Source organism: Pseudomonas sp. B13(2017) (assembly GCF_002113245.1).
In the GTDB taxonomy this organism is placed as follows: domain Bacteria; phylum Pseudomonadota; class Gammaproteobacteria; order Pseudomonadales; family Pseudomonadaceae; genus Aquipseudomonas; species Aquipseudomonas putida_Z.
On record NZ_NEJX01000019.1, the window covers coordinates 83,603 to 109,852 of the forward strand.

The window sequence follows — 26,250 nt, forward strand, 5'->3', positions numbered from 1 at the left end:
TGCAGGGCAGTGATGGATGGTCAGCAGCAGGTAGCCACGCGCTGAGGGCGGTCACCCATGGTGTCCAGTCGTTTGGCGCTGGTGCTCAACCATTCGCGATTGGCCCCCAGCGTTGTTACCAGGACATCGCGTACCCAGGTGGGCAGTTCTGGATGCAGGCGGTAGTAAACCCACTGGCCCTGACGGCGGTCTTCCAGCAGGCCACAGGTGCGCAGTTGTGCGAGGTGGCGGGAAACCTTGGGTTGGCTTTCTTCCAGGGCGCAGATCAGTTCACAGACGCACAGCTCTTCCTCACGAGCGATCAGCAGCATCATCCGAATGCGGTTCTCGTCGGCGAGGCATTTGAAGACCTGGGTCGGGGTCAGCGAGTCAGTCATGGCAGTTCTCGGTGTTTGCTTTTCATGCTTGATATATATGGTTTTTCAAATATACGATTTTTCGCATGTATTGCAAGGCCTGCCAGATTGATTTCTGCAGACGAAAAGAAGGCCTTGCAGGAGATCGCCCAGCCCTTTGGGCTGCGCTGTCGCGCAGAGAACTCAATTCGCAAGCGCGACGCGGCCTCTGTGGGAGCGGGCGTGCCCGCGAAAATTCAACGCGGTGGTTGGCACCGGCTGCGCCGGTGTTCGCGGGCACGCCCGCTCCCACAGAGGCCCTGCTCAATCATCCAGCTATATGCAGTTCCATGAGGGCGGGCCAGTCCGTTCCACCGTAGCGTCCTGTCGATCAAGGCTTGACCGCCCACGCTGTGCAAATACGTTTAACATGCTCCAGGCCTGCCCCCATCGTTGAAGAGATCTGTATGGAGTTACGTCAGCTTCGCTATTTCCTGAGTGTTCTGGAGTACGGCAGCCTTGGCAGGGCGGCGGTCGAGCTCGGGGTCGGCGCCTCCGCACTGAGCCAGCAACTGTCGAAGCTGGAGAGCGAGGTGAGTACCCGGCTTTTGACGCGTTCGAGCACCGGCGTAGCGCCGACCGCGGCCGGACTGGCCTTCGAATACCATGCGCGCCTGGCGCTTCGTCAGGCGGAGCATGCTGTCCTGGCGGCACAAAGTGGTCGCATGAGCGGCTATGCCAGCGTGGGGCTGGCACCGACCACTGCATCGATCCTTGGCTTGGCGTTGATCGACAGGATGCGCGAACGCTATCCCGACATCCGGCTGCACCTGGTGGAGATGCTGTCTGGTTATCTTATGAACCAGCTCAATGCCAGGCACCTCGACCTGGCGGTGCTGTTCCAGGCAGAGACGGGGCCGCGGCTGGAGGTACGGGCGCTTCTGACGGAGCGGCTGTTCGTGCTGGTTCCCGCGCCACTGGTCAAGGACGGCTGGGGCGAGTCGCTCACGTTGCAACAGATCGCGACGCTGCCGTTGGTTATGCCAAGCACGCAACACGGTCTGCGAACGACGTTGCGCTCGATTTTCGAGCGGGCAGGGCTGGAGGCCAGCATCGTCATGGAAGTCGATGGTTTGTCGCTGTTGATGGATTGCGTGTGTGCGGGCCATGCCGCCACCATCCAGCCCGGCGCGACGGTGGCCCGGGCGCATCAGGCGGGCCTGCGCGTGTTTGCCATCGATGAAGCACAGGCGCAGCGTCGCAATGTCATTGTCAGCCTGACCGATGACGAGCTCTCGCCGGCAGCGCTGGCAACGCGGATCGTACTGCAGGAGGTCGCTCGGGATCTGGTGGAACAGGGCCGATGGCCTGGGGCCCGGCTGCTTTGACCCGGATTCTGGGTACGCTCATCCAGCCCCTTTAGAAAAACTGAATGCCTCCCCCCGACCATCGCGTTTCGCGGTCTGCGGGCGCTCATTAAAGTCCCCGGTCACGAGGAGCAGCCGAACATTCGGCTCTTCGTGATCTGGAGGCGAAATGATCGATGTGCTAGTCATCGGAGGGGGCAATGCCGCCCTCTGTGCCGCGCTGATGGCGCGAGAGGCCGGAGCCAGCGTGCTGCTGCTCGAGGCCGCACCCCGCGCCTGGCGTGGTGGCAACTCACAACACACGCGTAACCTGCGGTGCATGCATGATGGCCCCCAGGACGTACTGCTCGAGGCGTACCCGGAAGAGGAGTTCTGGCAGGACCTGCTGAAGGTCACAGGTGGCCAGACCAACGAAAAGCTTGCGCGCCTGGTGATTCGCGCATCCTCCAGCTGCCGTGGGTGGATGCGCCGGCATGGCGTGCATTTCCAGCCCTCGTTGTCTGGTGCGCTGCACACCGCACGGACCAATGCCTTCTTCATGGGCGGCGGCAAGGCGCTGGTCAATGCCTACTTCCGCAGCGCCGAAAACCTTGGCGTACAGATACGCTACGACACACCGGTAGCCGACATTGAACTGCGAGACGGACGCTTCGTTGCGGCCCATGTGCCGACACGCGAGGTTCAGGGGCGACAACTGCCTGCCGAGCGCATCGAGGCGCGTACCTGTGTGCTTGCCGCCGGCGGCTTCGAGTCCAACCGTGAGTGGTTGCGCGAAGCGTGGGGGCAGAACGAGCGAGGGGAGTGGCCTTCGGACAACTTCCTTATCCGTGGTACGCGTTTCAATGACGGTGTGCTGTTGCGCCGCATGATCGAACAGGGCGCCGACACGATTGGCGACCCGACCCAGGCGCACATGGTGGCGATCGATGCTCGTGCGCCGTTGTACGACGGCGGCATCTGCACGCGCATCGATTGTGTGTCGCTGGGCGTGGTGGTCAACCGCGATGGCCAGCGCTTCTACGATGAAGGCGAGGATTTCTGGCCCAAGCGCTATGCCATCTGGGGGCGCCTGGTGGCGCATCAGCCTGGGCAGGTGGGGTTCTCTATCATCGACCAGAAAGCCCTCGGGCGCTTCATGCCACCGGTTTTCCCGGGCGCCACCGCCGATAGCCTGGAGGCGTTGGCCGGCCTGCTCGGTTTGCCTGTGCAGGCCTTCCTCGAAACCGTGCATGCCTACAACCGAGCCTGCCAGGTGGGCACTTTCGACCACACCCGGCTGGACGACTGTCACACCGTTGGCCTGGAACCGGTGAAAAGCCACTGGGCGCGCCCGATCGATACGCCCCCCTACTACGGCTACCCGCTGCGCCCTGGCGTGACTTTCACCTACCTGGGGCTGCGCACCGATGAAACCGCCGCCGTCCATTTCGACGGGCGTCCCAGCCCGAACCTGTTCGTTGCCGGTGAAATGATGGCGGGCAATGTACTGGGCAAGGGCTACACCGCAGGCGTCGGCATGTCCATCGGCACCGCCTTCGGCCGTATCGCCGGAACCAGCGCTGCTGCGGCGGCGGGTTACGAACATCCAGAAAAAGAGAAGAGCCATGACTGCGCAACTGCCTGAGCCACGCCAGCCTGACACCGCCGGGCCGGCCCTCGAACTGATCCCGGTGTTGAACGTCGAGGAGCAGGAAGTGGACCGGCAAATGCGGATCTGCAATGCCTGCCGTTACTGCGAGGGCTTTTGCGCCGTTTTCCCGGCGATGACCCGCAGGCTGGAGTTCGGCAAGGCAGATATCCATTACCTGGCCAACCTGTGCCACAACTGCGGCGCCTGCCTGCATGCCTGCCAGTACGCGCAGCCCCACGAATTCGCGGTGAACGTGCCCCAGGCGATGGCCAAGGTGCGCGGGCAGACATACGCCGAGTACGCCTGGCCGGCCCTCTTCGGGCGGCTGTACAGGCACAACGGCACCTATGTCGCCAGTGCATTGGCCGTAGCCTTGTCGCTGTTCCTGCTGCTGACCTTGTTCGTCAACGGCACGCTGCTGCCCGGGCGGTTGGCTGGGAATTTCTATGCGGTCTTCCCGCACAACACCCTGGCGCTGATGTTCGGTAGCGTCTTTGTCGCTGCAGGCTTGGCTCTGGCGGTGGCGGTACGTCGCTTCTGGCGTTCGGTCTCGCCTGCCGAGGCGCTGGCGCAACCGGCAAAAGGGGCTGTGCTTGAGGCATCAAGCGCGGCGTTGACCCTGAAATACCTGGACGGCGGGCACGGCCAAGGTTGCAACAACGCCGATGATCGCTACACGCTCTGGCGCCGTCGCTTCCATCACTTCACCTTCTACGGCTTCATGCTGTGCTTTGCCGCCACGGTGGTCGCCACCGGGTATCACTATCTGCTGGGCCAGCAGGCGCCGTACCCGCTGTTGAGCGCACCGGTGTTGCTCGGAACCCTGGGCGGAATTGGCTTGATTGTCGGGCCGGCCGGGTTGCTGGCGCTGAACCTGCGCAGGGCGCCGGAGCAGGGCGATGTGGCCCAGCGCCCCATGGACCGCGCCTTCATTCTGCTTCTGCTGTTGGTCAGCGCCACAGGCCTCGCCTTGCTGGGCCTGCGTGATACCGCAGCGATGGCGATCGTGCTGGCGCTTCACCTGGGGACGGTGATGGCGCTGTTCATCACGCTGCCCTATGGCAAGTTTGCCCATGGCCTGTTCCGCAGCGCGGCACTGCTCAAGTTTGCAATCGAGAAGCGCCGGCCCAACAAGCTGGGCCTGGGCGGGGAGTGAACCATGAACTCAGCCTGTATTTCCCCTGCGCCGTGCCGAGCCGGAAGCAAGGCATTTCGTTCAACGGTTGGGCCACTTGTCCAGCAGGATCGACACGAACTTCTCCGCTGCCGGCGACAGCGACGCCCCTCTGCGGTAGACCAACCCCAGGGTGCGGGTTACCTGGGGTTCGATCAGCGGCACGCTGACCAGCGTCGGGTGGTCGGCGCTGGGCATGGCCAGGCTGGGCATGGCCGATACGCCCAGCCCGGCCTCGACCATGCCCAGCGAGGTGGACAGGTGCTGAACCTCGTAGAACCACTTGGGCCGCAGGTTGAGCCCGGACAGGGCATGGTCCAGCAGCATCCGGTTACCGCTGAGCCGGCCTACGCCGATCAGGCGGTAGTCGGCCAGTTCTGTCCAGGTGACGGCCTCACGGTTCGCCAGCTTGTGGTCCCTGCGGCAGGCCAGTACGAAATGTTCCTGTACCAGGGAGACGAACTCGATGTCCGGGTGCTGGCCGCTCATCATGTTGATGCCGAAATCGGCTTCACCGCGCAGTACGGCTTCGAGCCCGTCGTTGGCACTGAGGTCCAGCAGACGAATGCGGATCTTGGGGTATTGCTCGTTGTAGTCACGGATCACCGACGGCAGGAAATAGAACGCTGCAGTCGGAATACAGGCGAGGGTTACCTGGCCGGTCTGTCGTTCTGCGAGTTCGCGAATGCTCAGGATCGAGTCCTCGAAGTCATCCAGCAGGCGCCTGGCCTTGGGCAGGAAGTCACGCCCGACGCTGGTCAGGCTGACGCGACGAGTAGTGCGTTCCAGCAACGAAGTGCCCAAGCCTTCCTCGAGCTTCTTGATCCGCCGGCTCAAGGCGGGCTGCGACAGGTGCAACGCTTCTGCGGCTTCGTGGAAGCTGCCGAGTTCGGCGATTTTCACGAAAGATCGTATGTCTTGCAGCTCATATTCCATCTCGGATCGCTCTTGGCAGTCAGTTCTGAATTGATGCTTGGATCGCAACAATAGCTACGATATTTGCATTGGATTGATTTATCCATCCCTGTCAATCTTTTGTCCACAGCATCAATGATGTCCATTGATCAACAAGAGTGCGAAATCATGCAACGAATTCCTTGCGTACTCATGCGCGGTGGCACCTCCAAGGGCCCCTTTTTCCACGCATGGGACCTTCCTGCCAATGTGGTCGAACGCGACGAATTGCTGATCAACCTGATGGGTTCCGGGCATGAACTGGAAATCGACGGCATCGGTGGCGGTAGCCCGCAGACCAGCAAGGTAGCGATTGTCAGCCCCTCGCTGCATGCCGACGCCGACGTCGACTACCTGTTCGTGCAGGTTATGGTCGCCCAGCGCCGGGTCGATACCGCGCCCAACTGCGGCAACATGCTGTGCGCCGTTGGCCCGTTCGCCATCGAGCAAGGTCTTGTCAAAAGTCAGGACGGCAAGACGCTGGTGCGTATTCGCAACCTCAACACCGGCACTTTCGTCAATTCGCTGGTGGAAACCCCCGGCGGCATCGTGCGCTATGAAGGCCGCACGGCGATCGATGGCGTACCGGGCACTGCCGCTCCGGTGCACCTGACCTTCCTCGACGCGGTCGGCAGCAAGACCGGCAAGCTGTTCCCGACCGGCAAGGCCAAGGATGTGATCGACGGCGTTGCGGTCACCTGCATCGACATGGCCATGCCGATGATGGTGGTGGAGGCCAGCCAGCTGGGCGTCACCGGCTCGGAATCCCCGGCCGAACTCGACGCCAACGGCGAACTGCTCGAGCGCCTCGAGGCGTTGCGGCTGAAAGCCGGCAAGGCCATGGGCCTGGGTGATGTCAGCGGTATGGTCATCCCCAAGCCTGTTCTGGTGTCCAAGCCCCGTTATGACGGCACGTTGCAGGTCCGCTACTTCATGCCGCACAACTGCCACCGCGCCTTGGCCATCACCGGAGCGATAGGGCTGGCGACTGCCTGCGTCAGCCCAGGTACGGTGATCGGCGATCTGCTGGGCGAGGGCGCCGTGCAGTTGACCGAAGTGCGTCTGGAACATCCAAGCGGCGGTATCGATGTCGCGCTGTCGCGCAGTGGTGCAGATGGCAAGACGATTCAGGCCTCTGTGGTGCGAACCGCCCGGCGGTTGTTCTCAGGCTTCGTTTACGCGCCTACATTCCGCAGGTTGGCGGGGTAGGTTCAGGCGGTAGTCCAGACCTGTACATTCGCAACAAGCGCATCCGCACAATTTCAACAATGGGTGATGCCTCATGAGACTCGCCAAATCGCTGTACTTCCAGATCCTCTGCGCCGTCCTGCTGGGCGTGGTGGTCGGTCACTTCTGGGCGCAACAGGCCGTTGCGCTCAAGCCCCTGGGTGATGCGTTCATCAAGCTGATCAAGATGATGATCGCGCCGGTGGTCTTCTGCACCATCGTCACCGGTATCGCCGGGATGACCGACAAGCGCTCCCTCGGGCGTTTGATGAGCAAGACCTTGCTGCTGTTCCTGGTATTGACTGTCATCAGCCTGATGATCGGCCTGGCAGCGGTATACCTGTTCCGCCCAGGTGTCGGCATGAACATCGACCCTGCCACGCTAAGCACCGCGGGGCTCGGCCAGTACGCCGCGTCTGCGGCAAAGCTCAGCGTGGTCGACTTCTTCATGCACATCATTCCCGACACCTTCATCGGGGCGTTCAACAAGGGCGAAGTGTTGCCGGTGCTGTTCATCGCGGTGCTCAGCGGTTTTGCCCTGTCGTCCATGGGCGAGAAGGGCAAGCCGGTACTCGATGTGCTGGAATCTGCCTCGACCATGGTGTTTCGCATCTTTGGCTACCTGATGCGCTTCGCCCCGGTCGGCGCCTTCGGTGCGCTGGCCTTTACCGTCGGGCAGTACGGCGTGACGTCCCTGGGGGCACTGGCCAAGCTGGTCGGTACGCTCTACATCGCCTGTGCGTTCTTCGTGCTGGTGGTGCTCGGTGGTATCTGCCGTGCTCACGGCTTCAGCCTGTGGAAGCTGCTGCGCTATTTCCGCGAGGAGTTTCTGGTGGTGCTCGGCACCTCGTCCACCGAGCCCGTGCTGCCACGCATGCTGGAGAAACTGGAGAAATTGGGCTGCAAGAAAGGCGTGGTCGGGTTGGTATTGCCAACCGGTTACTCCTTCAACCTCGACGGTACAGCCATCTACCTGTCGTTGGCGGCAGTCTTCATCGCTCAAGCCTGCAACATCGACCTGAGCCTGGGCCAGACGGTGACGATGCTGGCGATCATGCTGTTGTCGTCAAAAGGCGCAGCGGGTGTGACCGGCAGTGGCTTCGTTGCACTGGCTTCGACCTTGACCGTGATTCACGACATCCCGTTGGCAGGGCTTGCCTTGCTGATCGGCATCGATCGCTTCATGTCCGAGGCGCGTGCCCTGACCAGCCTGGCCAGCAACGCTGTGGCCACGGTGGTCATCTCGCTGTCGGAGAATGCCTGTGAACGGGAAACCTTGCTGCGCCGCCTGAACGGCATTCCGGCTGCACCGGACGAGGCGGATATTGCGCAGGCCGACTGGTCTGCCGAGCCTCGGCATCACAGCTGAAAGCCTCTTCCATCTCCCATTGTTGACTTAAAATCCCACTCAGCATCCTGGCGATGCCGAGTGGGGTAGGGGGCCGTCTGCCTTGCCGATGGCCGCAATAGAATAAAAACAAGAGAAATGACCATGCTCGCACTCCTGGGCCTGATCATGGTGGTGACCTTCACCTACCTGATCATGAGCAAACGCCTGTCGCCAATCGTTGCGCTCACCGTGGTACCCATTGTCTTCGCTGTGATCGGTGGCTTCGCCCCCGAACTGGGCAAGATGATGCTCGATGGCTTGAAAATGGTGGCGCCCTCGGCAGCGCTGTTGCTGTTCGCCATCCTGTTCTTCGGGCTGATGATCGATGCCGGTCTGTTCGACCCGCTGATCCGCAAGATCCTCAAGCGCGTCAATGGCGACCCGGTCAAGATCGCCATCGGTACCGCGCTGCTGTCGCTGCTGGTGGCGCTCGACGGTGACGGCACCACCACCTACATGATTACCTGCGCGGCCATGCTGCCGCTGTACAAGCGCATCGGCATGAACCCGATGATCCTGGCCACGGTATCCATGCTGTCGCTGAGCATCATGAGTGGCATGAGCCCTTGGGGTGGGCCGGCCACCCGGGCCATTGCCGCGCTCGGGCTGGATGCGACCGAGTACTTCATCCCGATGCTGCCGACCGTGATCGGCGGTGCGGCCTGGGTGGTGTTCACCGCCTTCCTGCTGGGCCGTGCCGAGCGCCGACGCATCGGCAACATCGCCCTGGAGTCGGGTGGCGGCAACTGCTACATCAAGGAAATCCTCGGCGAGAGCCCACATAAGCGCCCACGCTTGGCGTATGTGAACCTGGTGCTGGTGATTGCCGTCATGGCAGCGCTGGTGATGGGTGTGATGCATTCCGCACTGTTGTTCATGATCGGTTTCGTCGCAGCGCTGATGATCAACTACCCGCAACTGGATCTGCAGAAAGAGCGCATCCTCGCCCACTCCGGCAACGCCATGACAGTGGTACTGCTGGTATTCGCCGCAGGCATCTTCGCGGGGATCTTCTCGGGCACCAAGATGGTCGATGCACTGGCGCAGACCCTGGTCGACTGGATTCCCGAGGCTTGGAGCCACTGGTTCCCGCTGGTGGTGGCGCTGACCAGCATGCCGCTGACCTTCGTACTGTCCAACGACGCTTACTACTTTGGCGTGGTGCCGATCCTTGCCAACGCTGCGGCCGCCTACGGCATCGACCCGGTTGAAATCGCCCGCGCATCGGTGCTGGGGCAGCCGGTGCACCTGATGAGCCCGCTGGTGGCCTCGACCTTGCTGCTGGTGGGCATGGTCGATCGCGACATCGGCGACTTCCAGAAGGCCACCGTGAAATGGGCGGTGCTGACATCACTGGTCATCACCGCACTGGCCTTGGTCACGGGTGCCTTGTCCTTCTTCGTCTGATCTGCCTCGGGCGCTGCTGGCGCCCACCTCATCCAAGAACAACAACAGAGTATCGAAAATGTCCCGAACTGTTTTCCGTGGGGCCACCTGTGGCCTGCTCTGCGGCTGGCTGCCTGTGGCCGGCGCTGCCGGATTCATCGACGACGGCAAGCTCAAGCTGCAGCTGCGCAACGTTTACTTCAACGAAAACTTCCGCGACGAACAAGGCATGAGCGCCCGCGCTGCTGCAACTGCAAAGAGCGAGCGTGTGGAATGGGCACAGGGTTTTCTGCTCGACTACCAATCAGGGTTCACCCAAGGCCCGCTGGGGCTGGGGCTCGATGCCCTGGGGCTTGTAGGCGTACGGCTCGATTCGGGCCGCGGGCGCAGCGGTACCGGCTTGCTGCCGGTGCATGACGATGGCCGTGCCGCGGACGAGTTCGCCAGTGCCGGTGTGACGGCCAAGGCGCGACTGGGGCAGACCATCGTCAAGCATGGCACCTTGCTGCCCAAGACACCGGTGCTGGTGTACAACGATGCCCGATTGTTGCCGCAGACCTACCAGGGTACGCAGCTGACCAGTACCGATGTCGATGGCCTGACCCTGACCGCCGGCCACCTGGACCGCTTCAAGCAGCGGGACTCCTCGGACAGCACCGGTCTGTTCCTCGATGGTTACAGTGGCGGCGAGTCAGGCGATTTCAGCTTTGCCGGGGCCGACTATGCCATCAGCAAGCAGCTGCGCTTGAGCTATTTCCACGGCCAGCTCGAACACTTCTATCGGCAGGACTATGCCGGCCTGGTACACGATCTGCCGTTGGGTGGAGGGGTGTTCACCACCGACTTGCGCTATTTCAAGAGCCGCGACAGCGGAGCCGCTCATGGCGGCCAGATCGACAATGACATGTTCAGCGGGCAGCTGTCCTATACCCACTCCGGGCACACTGTCGGTGCCGGTTACCAGGTGCTCGACGGCGAGGCTGGGCTGCCGTACATCAGCGGCGCGACGGTTTACTCGTTCAGTAACGTTGGCATAGGCAAGTTCATCGAGGAGGAAGAGAAAACCTGGATGGCGAGCTACGCCTACAACTTTGCAGCGGCCGGTGTGCCCGGGCTGACCTTCATGGCGCGCTACCTGAGCGGGGACAACGGTCGCTCGGCTGATGCCGGGCTCAGCGAGTGGGAGCGTGACGTGGAGCTTGCCTATGTGGTGCAATCCGGGCCTGTGAAAGGTCTGGGTGTGAAGCTTCGCAACTACGTCTACCGCTCTGACTTTTCCCGAGGGCGCGACAGCAACCGGATCTACCTGACCTACGATATTGCGATCTGGTAATGCGGCCGTGCGAGCATGCATGCCTCGAGGTGCTTGCTCGCACGCGTTTCATGCTTTGGACGGCTGTGGCGCTTTCTTGCCCAGTCGGATCAGCTCATTGGAGAAGCACAGGCCGAAGAGAATCAGCCCGGCCCCCAGGTACAACGTGTCCCGCGGTACTTCATTGAGCACCACGAACGCCAGCAGTGCGGCAAACAGCGGCTCGGTCAGCTCCAGCGCCTGGACTTGCGAGGGTTTCAGGTATTCGATGGCCTTGGTGGTACAGAAGAAGCCGAGGATGGTCGGCAACGCGGCCAGCGCCAGCAGTGCCATGACCGCCACCAGCGACAGCTCGCCAATGTTGAACCCATCGGTTGCAGCCGGCATCAGCAGGTAGAGGCTGCCGAAAAACAATAGTTGCCGGGTGAAATGCAGCCCCCCGGAAACGCCCATTCGCTTCATGGCAACCGAAAATGCGCCATAACCGCAGCCTCCGATCGAAGCGAGCACTGCACCTTCCAGCGTAAAGCCTTGTTCCAGGTCGGCGCCAAAAATCACGGCAATGCCAGCTATGGTCAAACCGGCGCCTACCGTCGCGTTGGCGGTGATCGGGTCCTTGAGAACTATTCGCCCCAGTAATATCGAAGATATGGACGCGCTTGCCATCAGGATCACCACGACGCCTGCCGCGGCGTAATGGCTATAGGCCGAGGTTTCAAAGTGGAACAACACAAAAATGCCGAGAAATGCGCAAACGGCAGCATGGAACCACTTGGCCGTATGCAGGGGCCGCTTTAGAAACAGGAGCAATGCTGACAGCAACAGGCAGCCGAGGACTGTTTTTATCAGGGCGATGCTGCTGGAGCTGAATCCACTGTTCATCAACACTTTGCTGAGTACGCCGATCGTTGCATTCAATGCAGCGGCGCAGAGTGCAAAGAGTACGCCTTTGCCGAAATGAGATTGCATTTGTACATTCCTTGTTATTGGCTTTATGCCTTCGCCCGGTCGACATGCAGGCGATTGCGGCCCGCCTGCTTGGCGATATAGAGCGCCCGGTCGGCGCGTTCAATCAGCGATGGTGGGCTGTCGAGGGCCGCTCCATCGGCACAGGCGATGCCGATGCTGGCGGTCACATGCCCGAAAGGGCTGCCTTTGTGAGGGATAGGTTGCAAGGCCAGGCGCTCGAGCATCAGCCTGGCGACGACGACCGCTCCGTCGTTGTCGGTATCGGGCAGGATCACGGCCAGTTCCTCACCCCCGTAGCGTGCCAGCAGGTCGCGAGGGCGGCGGATGCAGGAAGAGAGCAGGGCAGCCATCTGCTGCAGGCAGGCGTCGCCAGCCGGATGCCCGTAGGTGTCGTTGTAGCGTTTGAAATGATCGATGTCGATCATCAGCAAAGCCAGTGTGGTGCCGTTTCGATGGGCGGTGCGGATTTCCTGGGTCAGCGCCTCGTCAAAGCAGCGCCGGTTGGCAAGCCCCGTGAGCGCATCGTGCATCGCCAGGCTCTCGAGCTGCTGGTTGCTGTCGAGTAGCCGTTGCTGGGTCAGTCGAAGCTCGCTTTCGACCGCACTGCGCCGGCTCATGGCGCGAATCAGCAGCCAGCCAATGGCCCCGATCAGTGCCAGCAGCGCAGCGACCACCAGTGACGACAGCAGCGCCTCGAGCCGCCAGGCCGAGAGTGCTTCCTGCTTGCCCAGCGCGACCGTTGTCACCAGGGGTAGCTTGTCGCTCTTGCGAAACGCATAGAGGCGCTCCACGCCGTCCAGGCTGGAGGTGAACGATGCGGTGCCCGCTGGCTGGTCAACGAGATACTTGGTAAAGATGGGCGACTTCGAAAAGTTGCGACCCATGTCCTGTTCCCGAAACGGGTAGCGCACCAGCATGGAACCGTCGGTGTAGGCCAGCCCGATGGCACCGTCATGGCCGACATCCAGTTTGCCGAAAAGCTGCAGGAAGTTCTCCACGCCAAGCGTCATGGCGACAACGCCGGCGAACTCGCCGTGGTCATCGTTGAATCGCCGGCTGATGGTGATCACCCATTCCTGGTTGACGCGGCTACGGATTGGCAGGCCGATGAAGGGGTCGCGGGATGGGTCGTCACGGTGGTGGATGAAAAAGGCTCGATCGCTGCTGTTGGCACCGACGGGTGTCGGCTGGTTGGACGACATCAGCCAGCGTCCGTCCCTGGCGTAGATCATGATGCCGCTCATCGGCGGCATCAATGGTTGCTGGCGCTTGACCAGTTGATCCAGACGTTCGATCTGCGCAGGCCCGGCGCCCTCGGTTTCCAGGCGCTCGACCAGCCCGAGCAGCAGCATCGAGCTCTGCCGGACGATACCCTCCGAATAGGTGGACAGTGCCTGGGTCAGGTTCAGGCCATGGACATTGACGTCTTCCAGGGCGCGCTCGCGAGAAGCCATGACCTTCCACAGCGTTAACGATGCGAGAGAGCAACCGATGACCGATAGCAGTAGCACAACGAGGTGGATGTCACGCTTCACGTCAATTCACACGCCTTTTTCCCTAAAGACCAAGTTGAGCGTCGACACGCTTTAACTAACCAGACGGTCAGGAAGTAACCATCCGGTTCATGCGCAATAATATAACACCGAAGTTGCTGGAGTGTTCGACAGAATTACGCGCTCTGTCAGAACCCGTTTGTTATCTTCCGCCAGGTTTTGCAGAAGTGTGGACATGACGAGAGGGCAAGTAACTCTGGACGTAGCGCACGGTCTTTTCCAAAGTTCGCGCCATGTCGGGATGTGCCAACTGATACTTTCGTTCCAGTTGCTGGCTGTCCCTCATGTCGAAGCGCTGCGTCTGGATGAAGTTCAATGACTCGGCGCTGATCGACAATCGGGTGGCCAGGCCGGGAATCGCCAATAGCCACTTCAGCAACCCTATGGGTACATGGCGGCGGGGGGCCTTTATATCCAGCATTTGTGCCAATTGCTCGAGCATACCCTGCAGGTTCGGGGTGTGCTCATACAGCGCAAGGACCTGCCGGTTGGCCATCGACGGGTCGAACGCCACGCAGGTCATCATATTTACCAGGTAATCGACGCTGACCAATGGCAACCAGTGCCTGGCGGAACCAGGGACAGCCTTGAACCGGCCCAGTGCCAGGTTTTGAATGAGGTCGGCCAGAGGTTGCCCTTGAGGGATATGCCCGCTCTCGCTATGGCCACACACCGTAGCAGGATGAACGATCGTGTAATCCGCGCCTGCCTCCTGCATGTAGCGGATGACTGCAAAATGGGACTCCAGCTTGCTGCCTTCGTAGCCACCCACACGACCGTAGACTGCGGGCCAATTGGTGTTTTCAGGGCGCTCGTGATCAACCCCGATACTTGAAAGATGAGTAAGGTTCTGCAGCATATAGCCGCCCAACATCAGCAAGCGGATACGCTGGCTCGCCGCGAGCCTGGCGACTCTCAGCGCACCTTGTACATTGACTGCGCGGGCCTGCTCCATTGTCAGGCCCCAGGTAAACTGCGCCGCGAGGTGGAAGACCACAGCGACTGAAGCTACGCATTGCCTGTCTGTTTCGCTGAGTCCAAGTCCATCCCTGCTGATGTCTCCTTCAACTGCATTTATATATGCAGGGTTACCTCCCAGTTGGCTTACTTGCGCTTTGAGGCGTTCGATATTTTCAGGGTTGCGCATGAGCACCCAGGTCTTGTGCCCTGTCGCAGTAAGGCGGGCCAGTAGGTGTTGGCCGACAAACCCACTGCCGCCGGTAACGAAGCATTCCACGCTCATATCTGAATCCTTGTCTGGATGATTGGCGCAGGCTAAGGTGTAGAGCGTACTCTACAGTCAAGGAATTTTTACTGTGAATGTTGGAGAGTTGGAGCGCCGGAGTGGCGTCGGCCGCCATACATTGCGTTATTACGAGCAACTCGGGCTTATCGTGGCCCACCGCCAAGCCAACAACTACCGTAGCTACAGCGACCAGACCGTTGTTGATCTGGCCTTTATTCAAAGTGCCCAGAGCGGCGGTTTCTCGCTCGCCGAGATCGGCGACATCCTTGCGGCCAAGCGGGGTAATACGATCGATTGCGCGCAAGGCGCGATGTTGGTAGCCAGCAAGATGGCCGACATTCAAGCGAAGATCACCACGCTGCAAGCCGCCTATGTCCTTCTGGACGCGGAGCGTGCAAAGCTTGAAGCCAGTGCCATTGCCAATGGGCTGACCATTCCTCACCTTCCTGCGATTTAGCATGGCTCGACGCCGTAGCTTGTTTATTCGCAATTATTTCTCATTTACACTTGTGTCTTGTTTCGGGGCCTACCTCTTATTCAGGATGCATCGTGTCGTTCGATCCCGCCAAACCGACGCTGCTGTCTACATTGGTACGTCACTATGACGATCTGGTGGACCACATTCGCCGACGCTTCGGCGACAGAAGCATGGCGCGCGATGTAGTGCATGACGTGTGCGTGCAGTTGCTTGAGCGCGGTGAGAAAGACGACGTCCGAACCCCACTGGCCTTGCTACGAAAAATCTCCCACGACACCGCCGTGAGTCGCTATCGTAGCGATCGCCGCCGAGGCGCCTGGGTAGAGGCTATCTCCGAGCTGCCTGAGGTGGCCTGCCCGGCAGCCACCCCGATGACCAGGTATGACAGCGAGCGCGAGTTTCAACTGCTCGTCGACGCTATCACAGACCTCCCACCTCGCTGTCAGGCTGTTTTCGTCATGCACAAGATTCACGAAATCCCCCAGGCAGAAGTAGCCGCTCGCCTCGGTATCTCCATCAAGACAGTGGAAAAGCACCTGCGCCTGGGGTTGGCGGCGTGCAGGCAACGGCTTGGGCGCGATGAGGTGCATCCATGACCAAGCAGCCCGAACAGGCGCCGCTGGACGAGGCCCTGGGGCGACATCGTGAAGAGCTCAAGCAGCTGTTCCCCATGCCGCCGTCCAGGCCTGCGCCCTCGAAAGCGGTGAAGTCGGCAGGTATCACGCTGGCGGTTGCGATCGCCTTTGCAGCCCTGGCGTGGCTGAACCCTGCCTACAAGAGCGAGCGTTTCGCTACCGCCATTGGTGAGCGGCGCGCTGTGCTGCTGAGCGATGGAAGCAAGCTGCTGCTTGACAGTGGCACGCATGTCGATATCAGTTGGCGTCTGCTCAGCCGCGAAGTCGACCTGCGCGCAGGGCAGGCGCTTTTCGATGTGTCCTCGGCCGTGTACCGCCCCTTCGTGGTGTCCGCTGGCCTGGCGAAAGTCGAGGTGCTCGGTACGCTGTTCAATGTTCGCCGCCTGGATAACGACGCGGTGCGTGTGACCTTGGCCCGTGGGCGCGTGGACGTCGCGGCGGCTGCAGCACAAGCGCCTGTCACCCTCAGGCCAGGGCAACAGGTCGACTCGATTGGCGGGCAACTGATGCCGGTTGCGAAGGCTGATGCCTCCAGGGCGATGGCATGGAAAGATGATCGCATCGTGTTCGAGCAGACGCCGCTGGATGAAGCGGTGTCGTTGCTGCGCCTCTATCGCAAGGCCCCCATCGAGCTGAGCGACCCAAGCCTGGCCGCACTCAAGGTGACAGGGGTGTTCGAGGCGCACAATGTCGACCTGCTACTGGATCTGCTGCCAAGCATCCTGCCCGTCGCCGTGCTGCAACAAGGGGATGGCAGCGTCCGGATTCAACCCAAATCGACAAGAAAATAATTCTCAGGCGCAGGTAGGGTTTCTCGATCCCCATGGCGGCTACTGAAAAAGCCCAACCATAAAAAGGAACTCGAGAAGTGCATTTCCCCCTCTGCAGTCGCCAACTACGCTTGTCATTGCTCGCCAGTAGCCTGCTCATCGCAATGTCGGCCCAGGGCCGGGAAAAGGTGAACATGGATCTCCCCGCCGCGCCGCTGGGCGAGGCCATCAATGCGCTCGCACAGCAGTCTTCGGTGCAGATCATCTTTGCCAGCGATCTCGGTGCAGGCCGAAACGCGCCTGCGGTGAAAGGGCGGTTCACACCTGAGGAAGCACTTCAAACGCTGCTCAAGGACAGTGGCTTGCAGGTACAGGCCAAGGATGAGCGCACGTTCGTCATCGTCGCGCAGGGTGCCCCTGCATCCAGCCCCGCAACCCAAAGCGTGCCGGTGGAAATGGCGCAGATGGAAATCACCGCCTCGCGCACCAGCAGCAGCCTGGTTTCCGCAACGCGGCAATCCACCGTTCTGGAGCATGAACAACTGCAGGAGCTGCGCCAGGGTTCAGAGAGCCTGGCCACGGTACTCGCCAAGGCGATTCCTGGCATGTCCGACTCCAGCCGCACCGTCACCGAGTATGGCCAGACCCTGCGCGGGCGCAGCATGCTGGTCATGGTCGACGGGGTGCCGCTCAATACCAACCGCGACTCTTCGCGCAACCTGGCCAACATCGACCCGGCACTGATCGAACGGGTCGAAGTCATCCGTGGCAGCAGCGCCATCTACGGCAGCGGCGCCACGGGGGGCATCATCTCCATCACCACACGGCCTGCTGGTGGCGAAAACCGTGCCGAAACCAGCCTGAGCGCCACCTCGCCGCTCACCCGCCTGGGCAGCGATGGCCTAGGGGGGCAGTTCCAGCAGTATTTCGCAGGCTCTCAGGGCGCGGTGGACTACTCGTTCGACTTCGGTACCCGCCACATTGGTGCCTCGTACGATGCGCATGGCGACCGGATCGCCCCGGAGCCCAGTCAAGGCGACCTGTTCGATTCGAACATCTACAACATTGGCGGCAAGCTGGGGCTGCACATCGACGAGAACCAGCGAATCCAGCTTGCAGTCAGCCACTACGACGCCCGCCAGGACACTGACTACGCTACAGACCCAAGTGTCGCGAAACTCCCCGCTGGCTCTGTGCCGGCCAATGCGGTCAAGGGCCTGGACCTCGATGAGCAGAACCGCATTCGCAACACGCTGGTGAACCTGGAGTACGAGAATCTCGACATTCTCGGAAGCCGGCTTTCTGCCCAGATGTACTACCGGGACTACTTCACCCGCTTCACCCCGTTCGACGCCCGGGCCGTTGCCACCCGCGGCGGCAACATCGACCAGATCATGCAGAACAGTGAAGTCTTCGGCAGCCGCCTGACCCTGCGCACGCCACTTGGCGACAGCGGCAGTACCGAGCTGGTGTGGGGTGGCGACTATAACCAGGAGCGCAGCGACATGCCGCTCGACGTCTTCGACCCGGCGGCTTATGACGCCAGTGGCGGTTTGGTTTTCGACAAGACCGGCAAGCTCACCTACATGCCCCCGCTGAGGACGCGAAGCGCCGGTGCGTTCGCCCAGCTGCAGCATCGCTTCGACGAGCATTGGTCTATCGACGGCGGCCTGCGCTACGAATACTCCACCGCCGAGTTCGATGACTTCGTTCCGTTGTCTGAATCCGCGGCTGCCTCCCCGGTGGCGGTGAAGGGTGGCGACATTCATTACGATGCGGTGCTGTCGAACCTGGGCATCGTCTACTCACCGGTACTTGGCCAGGAAATCTACGCCTCCTTCAGCCAAGGCTTCCAATTGCCCGATGTGGGCATTCAGCTGCGCAATGCGCGCCGTGGTTTCGACATCGACGCATCGAACCTGGAGCCGGTCAAGACCAACAACTATGAGCTTGGCTGGCGAGGAGAGCTGGGCAGCAACACCCTCGGCACCTTGGCGCTGTTCTACACCACCTCCAAGCTGGGGGATGTGCAAAGTTTCAACAATGGCCTGATTCTGACCCGCACCAAGGAGCGCATCTACGGCGCTGAAGCCAGTGCCGATTGGCTATCGGACGATGCGGTGTGGGGCGCAGGGGGGAGTGCGACCTGGATGCGCGGGCGAGAAAAACCGGACGGCAAAGGCTGGCAAGACATGACCGGCTATCGCGTTCCGCCGCTGAAGCTGACCGCCTACGTGCAATACAAGCCGACCCTGGATTGGAGCAACCGCTTGCAAGCCACGTTCTTCGACGCCAAGGACTACAGGCTCGATGGCGTGGACAGCTTTGGTCGACATCAGGTGAGCAGCTATACGACAGTCGACCTGGTCAGCCAGTACCAGATCTCCACTGACGACAAGGTGAGCGTCGGCATCCAGAACCTGTTCAACCGCGACTACTACCCGCTCTACAGCCAGTTGCTGCGCAATAACAACAACACCAGCCACTTGCCGGCACCCGGCACTGTGTTGACTGCCAGCTATACGCACAATTGGTAAGGTGCTGAGCAATCACCGGGCCGGTATCGAGCCCGGTGGTCATTTACATGTTTCGCTCTACCAGGCATGAGGAAGGTGGAGCGGACTATCTATATTGGGCAGATAGCGCTCAGTGCCAATGCTGTCGGCCTGGGGACAGTGTCCGGACAGTTTGCGTTGCTGCTGTACAGGTAAAGCCTGCGGGCTACCCACTGAAAGCGGCAGTTGATCGTTGCATGGCGAATCAAAGGAGAGCGCACATGGACTTGCTCATTACCGCGGCAGCCCCTGAGGACCTGGCAGGCATCGCGGCTGTGACGGTGAAGGCCTGGCAGACAACGTTTCAGGGCATCCTGCCGGATGCATTTCTGGCCGGATTGACCATCGAGGCTCAGCAACAACGGCATCGGGCCATGTTCGCCGTTAGTGGAGTGATCTACCACGTGGCCAAGGTAGCGGGCGAGATCGTCGGCTTCTGCTCGGGAGGGCCGAACCGAAGCCCGGGGTTCGGGGAGGCTAACGAGCTCTATGGTCTTTATCTGCTGCCGCATTGGCAAGGGCAGGGCGTTGGGCGGCAGCTGCTGCTGGCCGTGGCGATGCAGCTTCAAGCGCCGGGCCGGCAAGGTTTGCTCGCCTGGGTGCTGACGGATAACCCGAATCGGCACTTCTACCGACGCTGCGGTGGCCGGGAGGCGTCTGTACGGTCCATTGAACTGGCAGGGCAATCGTGGTCGTTGACTGGCTATCGTTGGTCGTCTGCCCCTCCAGCCGATACCCGAGTGTTCAATCCAGACCATTACCTTGAAACGCTCGGTGGGCGCGTGTTCAGCCAATCGCGCAACGCCGACGCTTGGCGGCTCACCCTGCTGGCGCTGGAGGCTGCGCTAACGCGCAGTGGCCCGAAAGCGCGATTGCTGTTGGTCGTGGGCATGCAAGCTGCGGGGAAAACAACCTGGATCGAGCAGCATCGTGGGGCAGGGGATGATAACGGTTGCCTGTACTTCGATGCAGCACTGCCGCGGCGCGTGCATCGTGTGCCAATCCTGGCGTTGGCCGCGCGCATTGGCGTGCCGGTCTCGGCGGTCTGGGTTCGTGCCTCGGTGGAGCAGGCACTGGCACGCAATGCGTTACGCCGCGCGGATCATCAAGTGCCGCGGGAGAGTATCGAGGCAGTTGCGGCTGCGTTCGAGCCGCCTTGCAGGTCAGAGGGGTTTGTCGAGGTTATCGAATCAAAGTCGCGGTGGTAAGCGGCAGAGCTCGGCCAAGAGCGGAAGTGCGGGAAGTAGCATTGCATACGAGTATTCATGGACTAACCTCAGGGGGACTTGCTGCCAAGGTGTCATCTTCCGACCGGCCGCCATTTGACGTTGGTCAAGGAGCCTTATGAAGACCTTTTTGCTAAGGGCGGTCCTGTTCGTTATTTTATTTATCTTTGCCTTGCTCTGCCTGCTCGCGTCTCTTAATTTGTACAAGGAAGTAGATGAGGCGAAGACTTGGTGGAAATTGAAAGCCACTGTCGCTACTGCCTCCATTTCCGAGCAGGTGCACAGTAAGGGTACCACCTATTGCGCTCTGGTAAATGTGACCTTCGAGTTGGGCGGACAGCAATATACGTATCCTCTCGAAACATCAAATCGGCCCTGCAGGAGCAGCCTGGAGTCGGTTGAAAGATCAATTGCAACATTCAGGGAGGGAAAAGTGATCGAGGTTCTTGTCGATCCAGCAAAGCCGGGCAGGGTCAAGCCTGGGTCTCTCTCACTAGGTGGAGCCTTCTACCTTGTCACCGTCTTGGGCGCGCTAGCCTCTATTGGGGCTGTCGCTATTCTGAGGTCTTCTGTCAGGAGCTCTGTCAGGAGCTCTGTCAGGAAACCTGCCAGGAAACCGGTCAGGTTGACTCAATCAGAAAGCGTTTCACAATCAGCCTTGAGCAAGAAAGAGGTTCAGGAAAAAGTTCGCGAATTACTCGACGCCAACATTGCAAAGTCGGAAGTGTTCTCACAACTCTCAGGGCAAGGTGTGAAAGACAGTCAACTTGCCTACTTTATCGCCTCGTATGCAGATCCAGTTCGCTGTGACGAGCATGATCGCAAGGTCAATATTCTCATTACGATCATGCTTGTTCAGGCTTTGATTGGATTTATTCTGGGAATGACTCAAGGCGCCGGGATCGGGCCAGCGGCCAAATGGATTGTGAGTATCTCAATGATCTTGATCCCCTTGCTGTGGGTCTGGGGCTTCTACAACCATCGCGTCGTTGCCTACAACGCGTACATACTCCTTGCGCTACCCCAATTCCCAAAGACACTTGCTGGGTTTGCATCCAATCCGGCAACAACCACTGTCTCATTGGTTATCAGTATTGTTATGCTGGCTTTTGTCTGGTACGTCCGAGGAAAAATCTTTCCGGACTTCGCCTTCGTCACCCCCAGGAAAGTCAAAGGCAAGTACTTCTTTACGGACTGACCCGTCATGCTGACGGAACTGTCCGAATGGCGGTCCGAGTCTGTGAGTTCAATGTTCAGTGGCTCGATGACCTCGACCGGTTATTCGGATCCCGACGGTATTGACCTCAGGTTAAGTTTAGGTTCTAGAGTGTCGTCCGGACTCTCGCTGCTTCCGGAAACGAACTCACAAAGGACCAGGAATGGACACTCCGACCTCACTGCTGATTTTCCAGATCACCTGCTGCATCGGCTTGAGCCTGTGGCTGAGTATCAGCCTGATCAACAACCTGCATGCCTTTGCCAGTTCGGCTGGGGCGATCGGGGCGACCATGTCGATGGCGCCGCTGGCCCAACCGCCCGCAATCAGCCTCCCACTGCTGGGGCGAGCGATGACCTCTCCCTCCCTCCATCGCCTGGCCCTGTCGATCATCGTGCTGATACAGGCAGCCGCCGCCCTCACGGCCTGGGTCGGGTGCTATGAACTGGTGCTTGGCGCCGGCCTGGAGGCTTCACTGCCCTGGTTGAACCTGGCCTTGAGCGCAACGCTCGGGTTCCTGCTCGCCATGCTGCTGGGCGGGATATGGTTCGGCTACTGGATCCGTCAGGAAGGGTTGCAACTGACCCATCTGCTGCTGATGGTCTGGGTCCTGCTGCACTTCGTCGTACTCAATGTCCGGTGGAGTTGATCGGTCGATGGATACTTGCAGGATGCCAGGAAGGAGCACCAGATGAAGACGATGATCGTAGGTGCCAGCAGAGGGTTGGGCCGTGCCTTGCTCGAAGGGCTCGGCAAGCCAGGGGACACGCTGATCGGCGTATCCCGCAAACAGCCGGTCGACCTGGCCCTTGCCTCGGGCATCGATCTGCACTGGATCGATGCCGACCTTGCCAAGCCAACGGCGGCTGTAGCACAGATCGCGGATCGAACACCTGCCGATCTGGATGTCCTGATCTGCAACGTGGGCATTTGGGAAGAACACGCCTTCAGCGAGCACTACGCATTCCTCGACGACAGCGACGAATCGATCACCAGGCTGGTCGAGGTGAACATCACCGCCACGCTGCTTCTGCTCAAGCGGCTGGTGCCAAAGTTGCTAGGTGCGCCCCGACCGCAGTTGATCCTCACCGGTTCGACCTCGGCCCTTCGCCAGAGCGGGCGCCCGGAGGTGGCATTCGGCGCCTCCAAGTTCGCCCTCAACGGCATGGCTGATGCGCTACGCGAAGGCTTCAGGGATGACAACCTGGCGGTGACCGTGCTTCACCTGGGTTACCTGAATACCGACGACTCCCTGAGCACGCCATTGGCGCAAGCCGCAGCACGAGGCGAACGGCGCCAGGTACCGGTGCATGATGTGGTCACCATGGTCGACGCGCTGTTGCGCTTGTCCGAGGCTTCGTTCGTAAGGGAGCTGATCTTGCCGGCGATCGGCGATGAGCGCTTCTGACGCCAAAGCTGCCATTCAGCACTCACGTTTGGTGGCTGTGCTGCCTCCGGTACTCGCCCGGTGTCATGCCTGTCCAGGCTTTGAAGGCGCGCAGGAAAGAATTGGCATCCATGAACCCGATCAGGAACGCAATTTCTCCTGGGGACAGGGTTGAGCGAGACAGGTAATGGCAAGCCAGGCCCTGACGCGTGTCATTGAGTATCTCCTGATAGTTCAGCGCCTCGTCTGCAAGATGACGCTGGAGTGAGCGCTTGCTCATCGCCAGACGACTGGAGACATCATGGATGCTGCTCCGCCCGCTCGGCAGCATATCGAGCAGCGCGCTGTGTACTCGTTCTTGGGTGGTCGCGCCGGCTTCGAGCTTTGAAAGCCGCGTCCGGAGTTCCGGCTCGAAGAATTGCCACATGGCAACGTTCTCGGTAAGGAAGGGGCGCGCAGCATCTTCTTTGGAGAAGCGAATACGATTGCAGTTGCCTTGTCGCAAGATACATCCCAGGAACTCTTCGCACGGTTTTGCTGGTTCGGGCAGCGCAACCAGCTCTGCCTCCAGCGGGGTGATCGTTTGCCTTGTGGCGAGGCGCGCCAGGTGGGTTAGGAAAACCAGTTCCATCGCAAGGAGGCTGCGCGGGAGCGGACGGTCGTATCCATAGCACTCGATAAAAACCTCGGTGTAAGCGTCGTGGAAGACTACATCCAGTGCCAAGGGACCACACAGACGCTTGTACTCAGCAAGCCGGGTGAGCGCTACGTTGAAGTCCGGGCTGCACAGGCAAGCAAAAAGAGCCGGATCGAAGGCTTCGACTGAAACGGCACCACCGAGTCGCAGTGGTAGATGCGACTCTCCGACCAGCTGCTCAAGGCTTTCGAAAAGTCGAAAATACTCAGGTGGCGAGAGCACGGAGTCCTTGCGGCTGAATAGATCAGCCGGTAGCTCGGCCAAGGCCAGCAGGTCCCCAGGCGCTACTCCCAAATCAGCAATGATCACCTTCCACCCAGCATGCACGGCGAAGTTCTTGGCTTGTTTCATTATCGAGGCATCTCTTTGCAGCGCATTGCCTTGGCACGCAAGTCAGCAAGGCGAACGGGCAGGGCTTCTCTGGCCTTCTCAGGATGCCTTTTCCATTGCCTTGCGGGACATCCTGAGCACCAGTTTGCGAGGCAACAGCGGAACAATCCAGTCGAGCATGACGCGCAACTTGCCTTCATTGAACGCAACCAGTTCACCGCGCTCCATGGCCTGGTAACCGCATTGCGCCACGGATTGTGCCGTCCTGGCATTGTTCCAGGCATCCACACCCTGCAGATCACCTGCGGCGACGAAACCTGTTGCGACCGCGCCCGGGCACAGCGCAGTGGCGGTTACACCGTATTCCCGGGTTTCCTCGGCGATAGCCTGGGTGAAGGATGTCACGAATGCCTTCGTGGCGTAATAAACCGCCTGCAGGGGGCCTGGTATGAACGAGGCGGTCGACGAGACGTTGAGAATACGCCCGCGTCGACGCAACACCATCGCCTTCAGATAATGATGGGTCAGAGCGGTAAGCGCGGTCATGTTCACTTGCATCATGGCTAGATCGCCAGCGATGTCGCGTTCGACGAACTTCCCGTGGCCACCGAACCCGGCGTTGTTGATCAGAACGTCGATGGACAACCCCAATGCTTCGGTGGCAGCGAATACCCGATCTGCTGCGCCAGGATCGGCCAGGTCTTCCACGATTACATACACTTTCACGCCGTATCGAGTCTGAAGTTCCTGCTTGATGGACTCCAGCTTGTCACGCGAGCGCGCTACCAGGACGACATCGCCACGCTTGGCCGCATGGAGGCGTGCCAGTTCCAGTCCGATGCCACCCGAGGCGCCAGTGATCAATGCGGTGTCGGTAACCATGTTTTCTCCTTGCTTGGTGCAATACGTTTGGGCAAGGAGATGCTACGGTACGGGTTTGGGGATGGCACTAGCGCAAGATGCCATGGCTGATTCCGATTGCGCCAAGCTGTGGTTCGCGCAACGCGAGCCAAGCGTTATCCATTACTTGATAGCGACTGCTTTCTAGCCGAAGCAGACATCAGATGTAGCCGCAGTCGAGCCGCAGCTGGCATGCTTGTTGATCGCTAGCGGGAAGACGCAGGGAGTCTACGATGGAACGGTCTTGCATTACTTATTACCTGGAAATGACCTCGGCTTCCGAGCTGCAGGAAAAACCACAGCGTCACGACCTTCAGATCATCGAATGTGAAGTGCCTCAGGCGGAATTCAATCGGTTTCTCTACAAGCTGGTAGGAACGCCCTGGGAGTGGGGCGATCTTGATAGCTGGAGCAGTTCCGAATGGCAGGCACTCGTTGAACAGGAGTGCCACCGTACCTGGGTTGCCTATCACCGCGGCGCGATAGCCGGCTATTACGAGCTTTATCGCCCCGATGGCTGTAACTGCGAAATCCGCTACTTCGGGTTGGCACCGCAGTTTCTAGGGTGCGGCTTCGGCGGGGCACTCTTGAGTCACGCTGTTCGATCTGCGTGGGAATGGCAAGGTACAGAGCGGGTGTGGGTACACACATGCACGTTCGACCATCCTGCCGCGCTTGGAAATTATCAGGCGCGCGGATTTCGTGTTTTCAAGCAGGAGGAGACGCAGCCAAGCCAATGAGCGGCGACGCCAGACTGCGAAGCTCGCCATGGAAGAAGGCGGCCGTTCACGAGTGGCCGTTTTCGACCCAAAGCGGACATCTGTAACCGGGGCCGCTTCGCGGCCCATCGCCGGCAAGCGCGGCTCCCACAAGTACAGCGCATGCCTGAAGGCTGGTGATACTCCTGTGGGAGCCGGCTTGCCGGCGATGAAGCCTGCACTGACTACAGAGCTTTGGATCAGTGTCCGCCTTGGGTCGATAGCTGCCGGTCGGGGATGACCGGTTTCGACCCAGAGCAGTCGTTCGAGGCGTCTACGAAAACCAGAGTCGATTCGGTGCGACACCAACCGCTCAGCATCTGGAGGGGTGCGAACCAGGTTTATAGCCTTCAATCACAAGGACTTGTGAGACTTCACAGTCCGGATAGATCCACTTGCCCCAGTTGGCCAAAACCCACTCCTTGCTGAGGCCAAGGCATTCGGCATTGCTCTCCCTAGGTAGCCAAACCAGCGGCAGGCCGGCCTTATAGCCAGTGGTAACCATCAGCCCAAAGCGACGATCCTCGTCCAGTGTTTCAAAAACCATGAAATCGACAACATCTTCATACGGGTATGAACCCTTGGCTCTGAATACGGTTCCACGACTGAAAACCTCATTTGAGCATTCAAGAAGTGTTGTCATAAAATTCACTTTTCCTTATGTACAGGCAGCCCAAGGCTTTGAGCAGTTTACGACAACTCGTGGCTCAAACGCCTGCTGGGAGGCTGAAGATAGAGTTCGTCGAGCGGCCGCT

General features: G+C 60.3%; 24 protein-coding genes. 16 read left to right on the forward strand and 8 right to left on the reverse strand.

Going from position 1 to position 26,250, the window contains the following annotated elements; genetic code table 11:
- Positions 1-20: 20 nt before the first annotated feature.
- Positions 21-377, reverse strand: coding sequence for a metalloregulator ArsR/SmtB family transcription factor (locus CAG44_RS22040; protein ID WP_025339501.1), 357 nt, complete (start codon positions 375-377; stop codon positions 21-23).
- A 425-nt stretch (positions 378-802) separates the two neighbouring features.
- On the opposite strand from CAG44_RS22040, the gene CAG44_RS22045 reads away from it, so the two are divergent.
- The 3 genes from CAG44_RS22045 (at position 803) to tcuB (ending at position 4,488) form a co-directional block, all read left to right on the forward strand.
- Complete coding sequence (locus tag CAG44_RS22045; RefSeq protein WP_025339500.1) at positions 803-1,723, forward strand: LysR family transcriptional regulator; 921 nt, start codon at positions 803-805, stop codon at positions 1,721-1,723.
- Between the two features lie 148 nt (positions 1,724-1,871).
- Complete coding sequence (tcuA, locus tag CAG44_RS22050; RefSeq protein ID WP_025339499.1) at positions 1,872-3,326, forward strand: FAD-dependent tricarballylate dehydrogenase TcuA; 1,455 nt, start codon at positions 1,872-1,874, stop codon at positions 3,324-3,326.
- Complete coding sequence (tcuB, locus tag CAG44_RS22055) at positions 3,307-4,488, forward strand: tricarballylate utilization 4Fe-4S protein TcuB (protein ID WP_025339498.1); 1,182 nt, start codon at positions 3,307-3,309, stop codon at positions 4,486-4,488. The genes tcuA and tcuB overlap by 20 nt, the downstream gene beginning before the upstream one ends.
- A gap of 60 nt (positions 4,489-4,548) precedes the next feature.
- On the opposite strand, the gene CAG44_RS22060 is transcribed toward tcuB, so the two are convergent.
- Positions 4,549-5,442 carry a LysR family transcriptional regulator gene (locus tag CAG44_RS22060; protein WP_013972231.1) on the reverse strand — a complete coding sequence of 298 codons (894 nt, stop codon included), beginning with the start codon at positions 5,440-5,442 and terminating at the stop codon, positions 4,549-4,551.
- Positions 5,443-5,589: 147 nt separating this feature from the next.
- Here CAG44_RS22060 and CAG44_RS22065 point away from each other — a divergent pair, with 147 nt between their 5' ends.
- The 4 genes from CAG44_RS22065 (at position 5,590) to CAG44_RS22080 (ending at position 10,796) form a co-directional block, all read left to right on the forward strand.
- Complete coding sequence (locus CAG44_RS22065) at positions 5,590-6,669, forward strand: 4-oxalomesaconate tautomerase (RefSeq protein ID WP_085692992.1); 1,080 nt, start codon at positions 5,590-5,592, stop codon at positions 6,667-6,669.
- Between the two features lie 73 nt (positions 6,670-6,742).
- On the forward strand, positions 6,743-8,056 hold the full coding sequence (dctA, locus tag CAG44_RS22070; protein ID WP_025339496.1) for a C4-dicarboxylate transporter DctA: 1,314 nt from the start codon (positions 6,743-6,745) through the stop codon (positions 8,054-8,056).
- A 123-nt stretch (positions 8,057-8,179) separates the two neighbouring features.
- Positions 8,180-9,484 carry a CitMHS family transporter gene (locus CAG44_RS22075; protein WP_013972233.1) on the forward strand — a complete coding sequence of 435 codons (1,305 nt, stop codon included), beginning with the start codon at positions 8,180-8,182 and terminating at the stop codon, positions 9,482-9,484.
- A gap of 58 nt (positions 9,485-9,542) precedes the next feature.
- Positions 9,543-10,796: an OprD family porin gene (locus CAG44_RS22080; RefSeq protein ID WP_085588141.1), complete on the forward strand. Its 1,254-nt coding sequence runs from the start codon at positions 9,543-9,545 to the stop codon at positions 10,794-10,796.
- Positions 10,797-10,844: 48 nt separating this feature from the next.
- On the opposite strand, the gene CAG44_RS22085 is transcribed toward CAG44_RS22080, so the two are convergent.
- From CAG44_RS22085 to CAG44_RS22095, 3 genes are all read right to left on the reverse strand, one after another.
- Positions 10,845-11,744, reverse strand: coding sequence for a DMT family transporter (locus CAG44_RS22085; protein WP_085588143.1), 900 nt, complete (start codon positions 11,742-11,744; stop codon positions 10,845-10,847).
- A 23-nt stretch (positions 11,745-11,767) separates the two neighbouring features.
- On the reverse strand, positions 11,768-13,279 hold the full coding sequence (locus CAG44_RS22090) for a sensor domain-containing diguanylate cyclase (RefSeq protein ID WP_178076937.1): 1,512 nt from the start codon (positions 13,277-13,279) through the stop codon (positions 11,768-11,770).
- A 160-nt stretch (positions 13,280-13,439) separates the two neighbouring features.
- Positions 13,440-14,540 carry an SDR family oxidoreductase gene (locus CAG44_RS22095; protein WP_085692994.1) on the reverse strand — a complete coding sequence of 367 codons (1,101 nt, stop codon included), beginning with the start codon at positions 14,538-14,540 and terminating at the stop codon, positions 13,440-13,442.
- Between the two features lie 73 nt (positions 14,541-14,613).
- Between CAG44_RS22095 and CAG44_RS22100 the strand changes: the two genes are divergently transcribed.
- From CAG44_RS22100 to CAG44_RS22135, 8 genes are all read left to right on the forward strand, one after another.
- Positions 14,614-15,000 carry a MerR family transcriptional regulator gene (locus CAG44_RS22100; protein WP_050706059.1) on the forward strand — a complete coding sequence of 129 codons (387 nt, stop codon included), beginning with the start codon at positions 14,614-14,616 and terminating at the stop codon, positions 14,998-15,000.
- 92 nt (positions 15,001-15,092) lie between these two features.
- Positions 15,093-15,617 carry an RNA polymerase sigma factor gene (locus CAG44_RS22105; RefSeq protein ID WP_025339489.1) on the forward strand — a complete coding sequence of 175 codons (525 nt, stop codon included), beginning with the start codon at positions 15,093-15,095 and terminating at the stop codon, positions 15,615-15,617.
- Positions 15,614-16,447 (forward strand): FecR family protein, encoded by an 834-nt coding sequence (locus tag CAG44_RS22110; RefSeq protein ID WP_085588153.1) that lies wholly within the window; start codon positions 15,614-15,616, stop codon positions 16,445-16,447. Before CAG44_RS22105 ends, CAG44_RS22110 begins: the two co-directional genes overlap by 4 nt.
- A gap of 77 nt (positions 16,448-16,524) precedes the next feature.
- On the forward strand, positions 16,525-18,963 hold the full coding sequence (locus CAG44_RS22115; protein ID WP_085692995.1) for a TonB-dependent receptor: 2,439 nt from the start codon (positions 16,525-16,527) through the stop codon (positions 18,961-18,963).
- Between the two features lie 239 nt (positions 18,964-19,202).
- Positions 19,203-20,189 (forward strand): GNAT family N-acetyltransferase, encoded by a 987-nt coding sequence (locus CAG44_RS22120; RefSeq protein WP_158091155.1) that lies wholly within the window; start codon positions 19,203-19,205, stop codon positions 20,187-20,189.
- Positions 20,190-20,325: 136 nt separating this feature from the next.
- A complete protein-coding gene (locus tag CAG44_RS22125; RefSeq protein ID WP_085692997.1) occupies positions 20,326-21,405 on the forward strand; it encodes a DUF3592 domain-containing protein in 1,080 nt (359 codons plus the stop codon).
- 181 nt (positions 21,406-21,586) lie between these two features.
- Positions 21,587-22,072, forward strand: a complete 486-nt coding sequence (locus tag CAG44_RS22130; protein ID WP_025339485.1) for a DUF2165 domain-containing protein — start codon at positions 21,587-21,589, stop codon at positions 22,070-22,072.
- 42 nt (positions 22,073-22,114) lie between these two features.
- Complete coding sequence (locus CAG44_RS22135) at positions 22,115-22,831, forward strand: SDR family oxidoreductase (protein WP_025339484.1); 717 nt, start codon at positions 22,115-22,117, stop codon at positions 22,829-22,831.
- Positions 22,832-22,853: 22 nt separating this feature from the next.
- Here the strand turns inward: CAG44_RS22135 and CAG44_RS22140 are convergent, their stop codons facing one another.
- A complete protein-coding gene (locus tag CAG44_RS22140; RefSeq protein WP_085692998.1) occupies positions 22,854-23,858 on the reverse strand; it encodes an AraC family transcriptional regulator in 1,005 nt (334 codons plus the stop codon).
- Between the two features lie 78 nt (positions 23,859-23,936).
- Positions 23,937-24,719 carry an SDR family oxidoreductase gene (locus CAG44_RS22145; RefSeq protein ID WP_085588165.1) on the reverse strand — a complete coding sequence of 261 codons (783 nt, stop codon included), beginning with the start codon at positions 24,717-24,719 and terminating at the stop codon, positions 23,937-23,939.
- Positions 24,720-24,970: 251 nt separating this feature from the next.
- Here CAG44_RS22145 and CAG44_RS22150 point away from each other — a divergent pair, with 251 nt between their 5' ends.
- Complete coding sequence (locus tag CAG44_RS22150; protein ID WP_025339481.1) at positions 24,971-25,477, forward strand: GNAT family N-acetyltransferase; 507 nt, start codon at positions 24,971-24,973, stop codon at positions 25,475-25,477.
- A gap of 331 nt (positions 25,478-25,808) precedes the next feature.
- Here the strand turns inward: CAG44_RS22150 and imm45 are convergent, their stop codons facing one another.
- Entirely contained in the window at positions 25,809-26,138 is a 330-nt protein-coding gene (gene imm45, locus CAG44_RS22155; protein ID WP_085588167.1) for an Imm45 family immunity protein, read from the reverse strand.
- Positions 26,139-26,250: the final 112 nt, after the last annotated feature.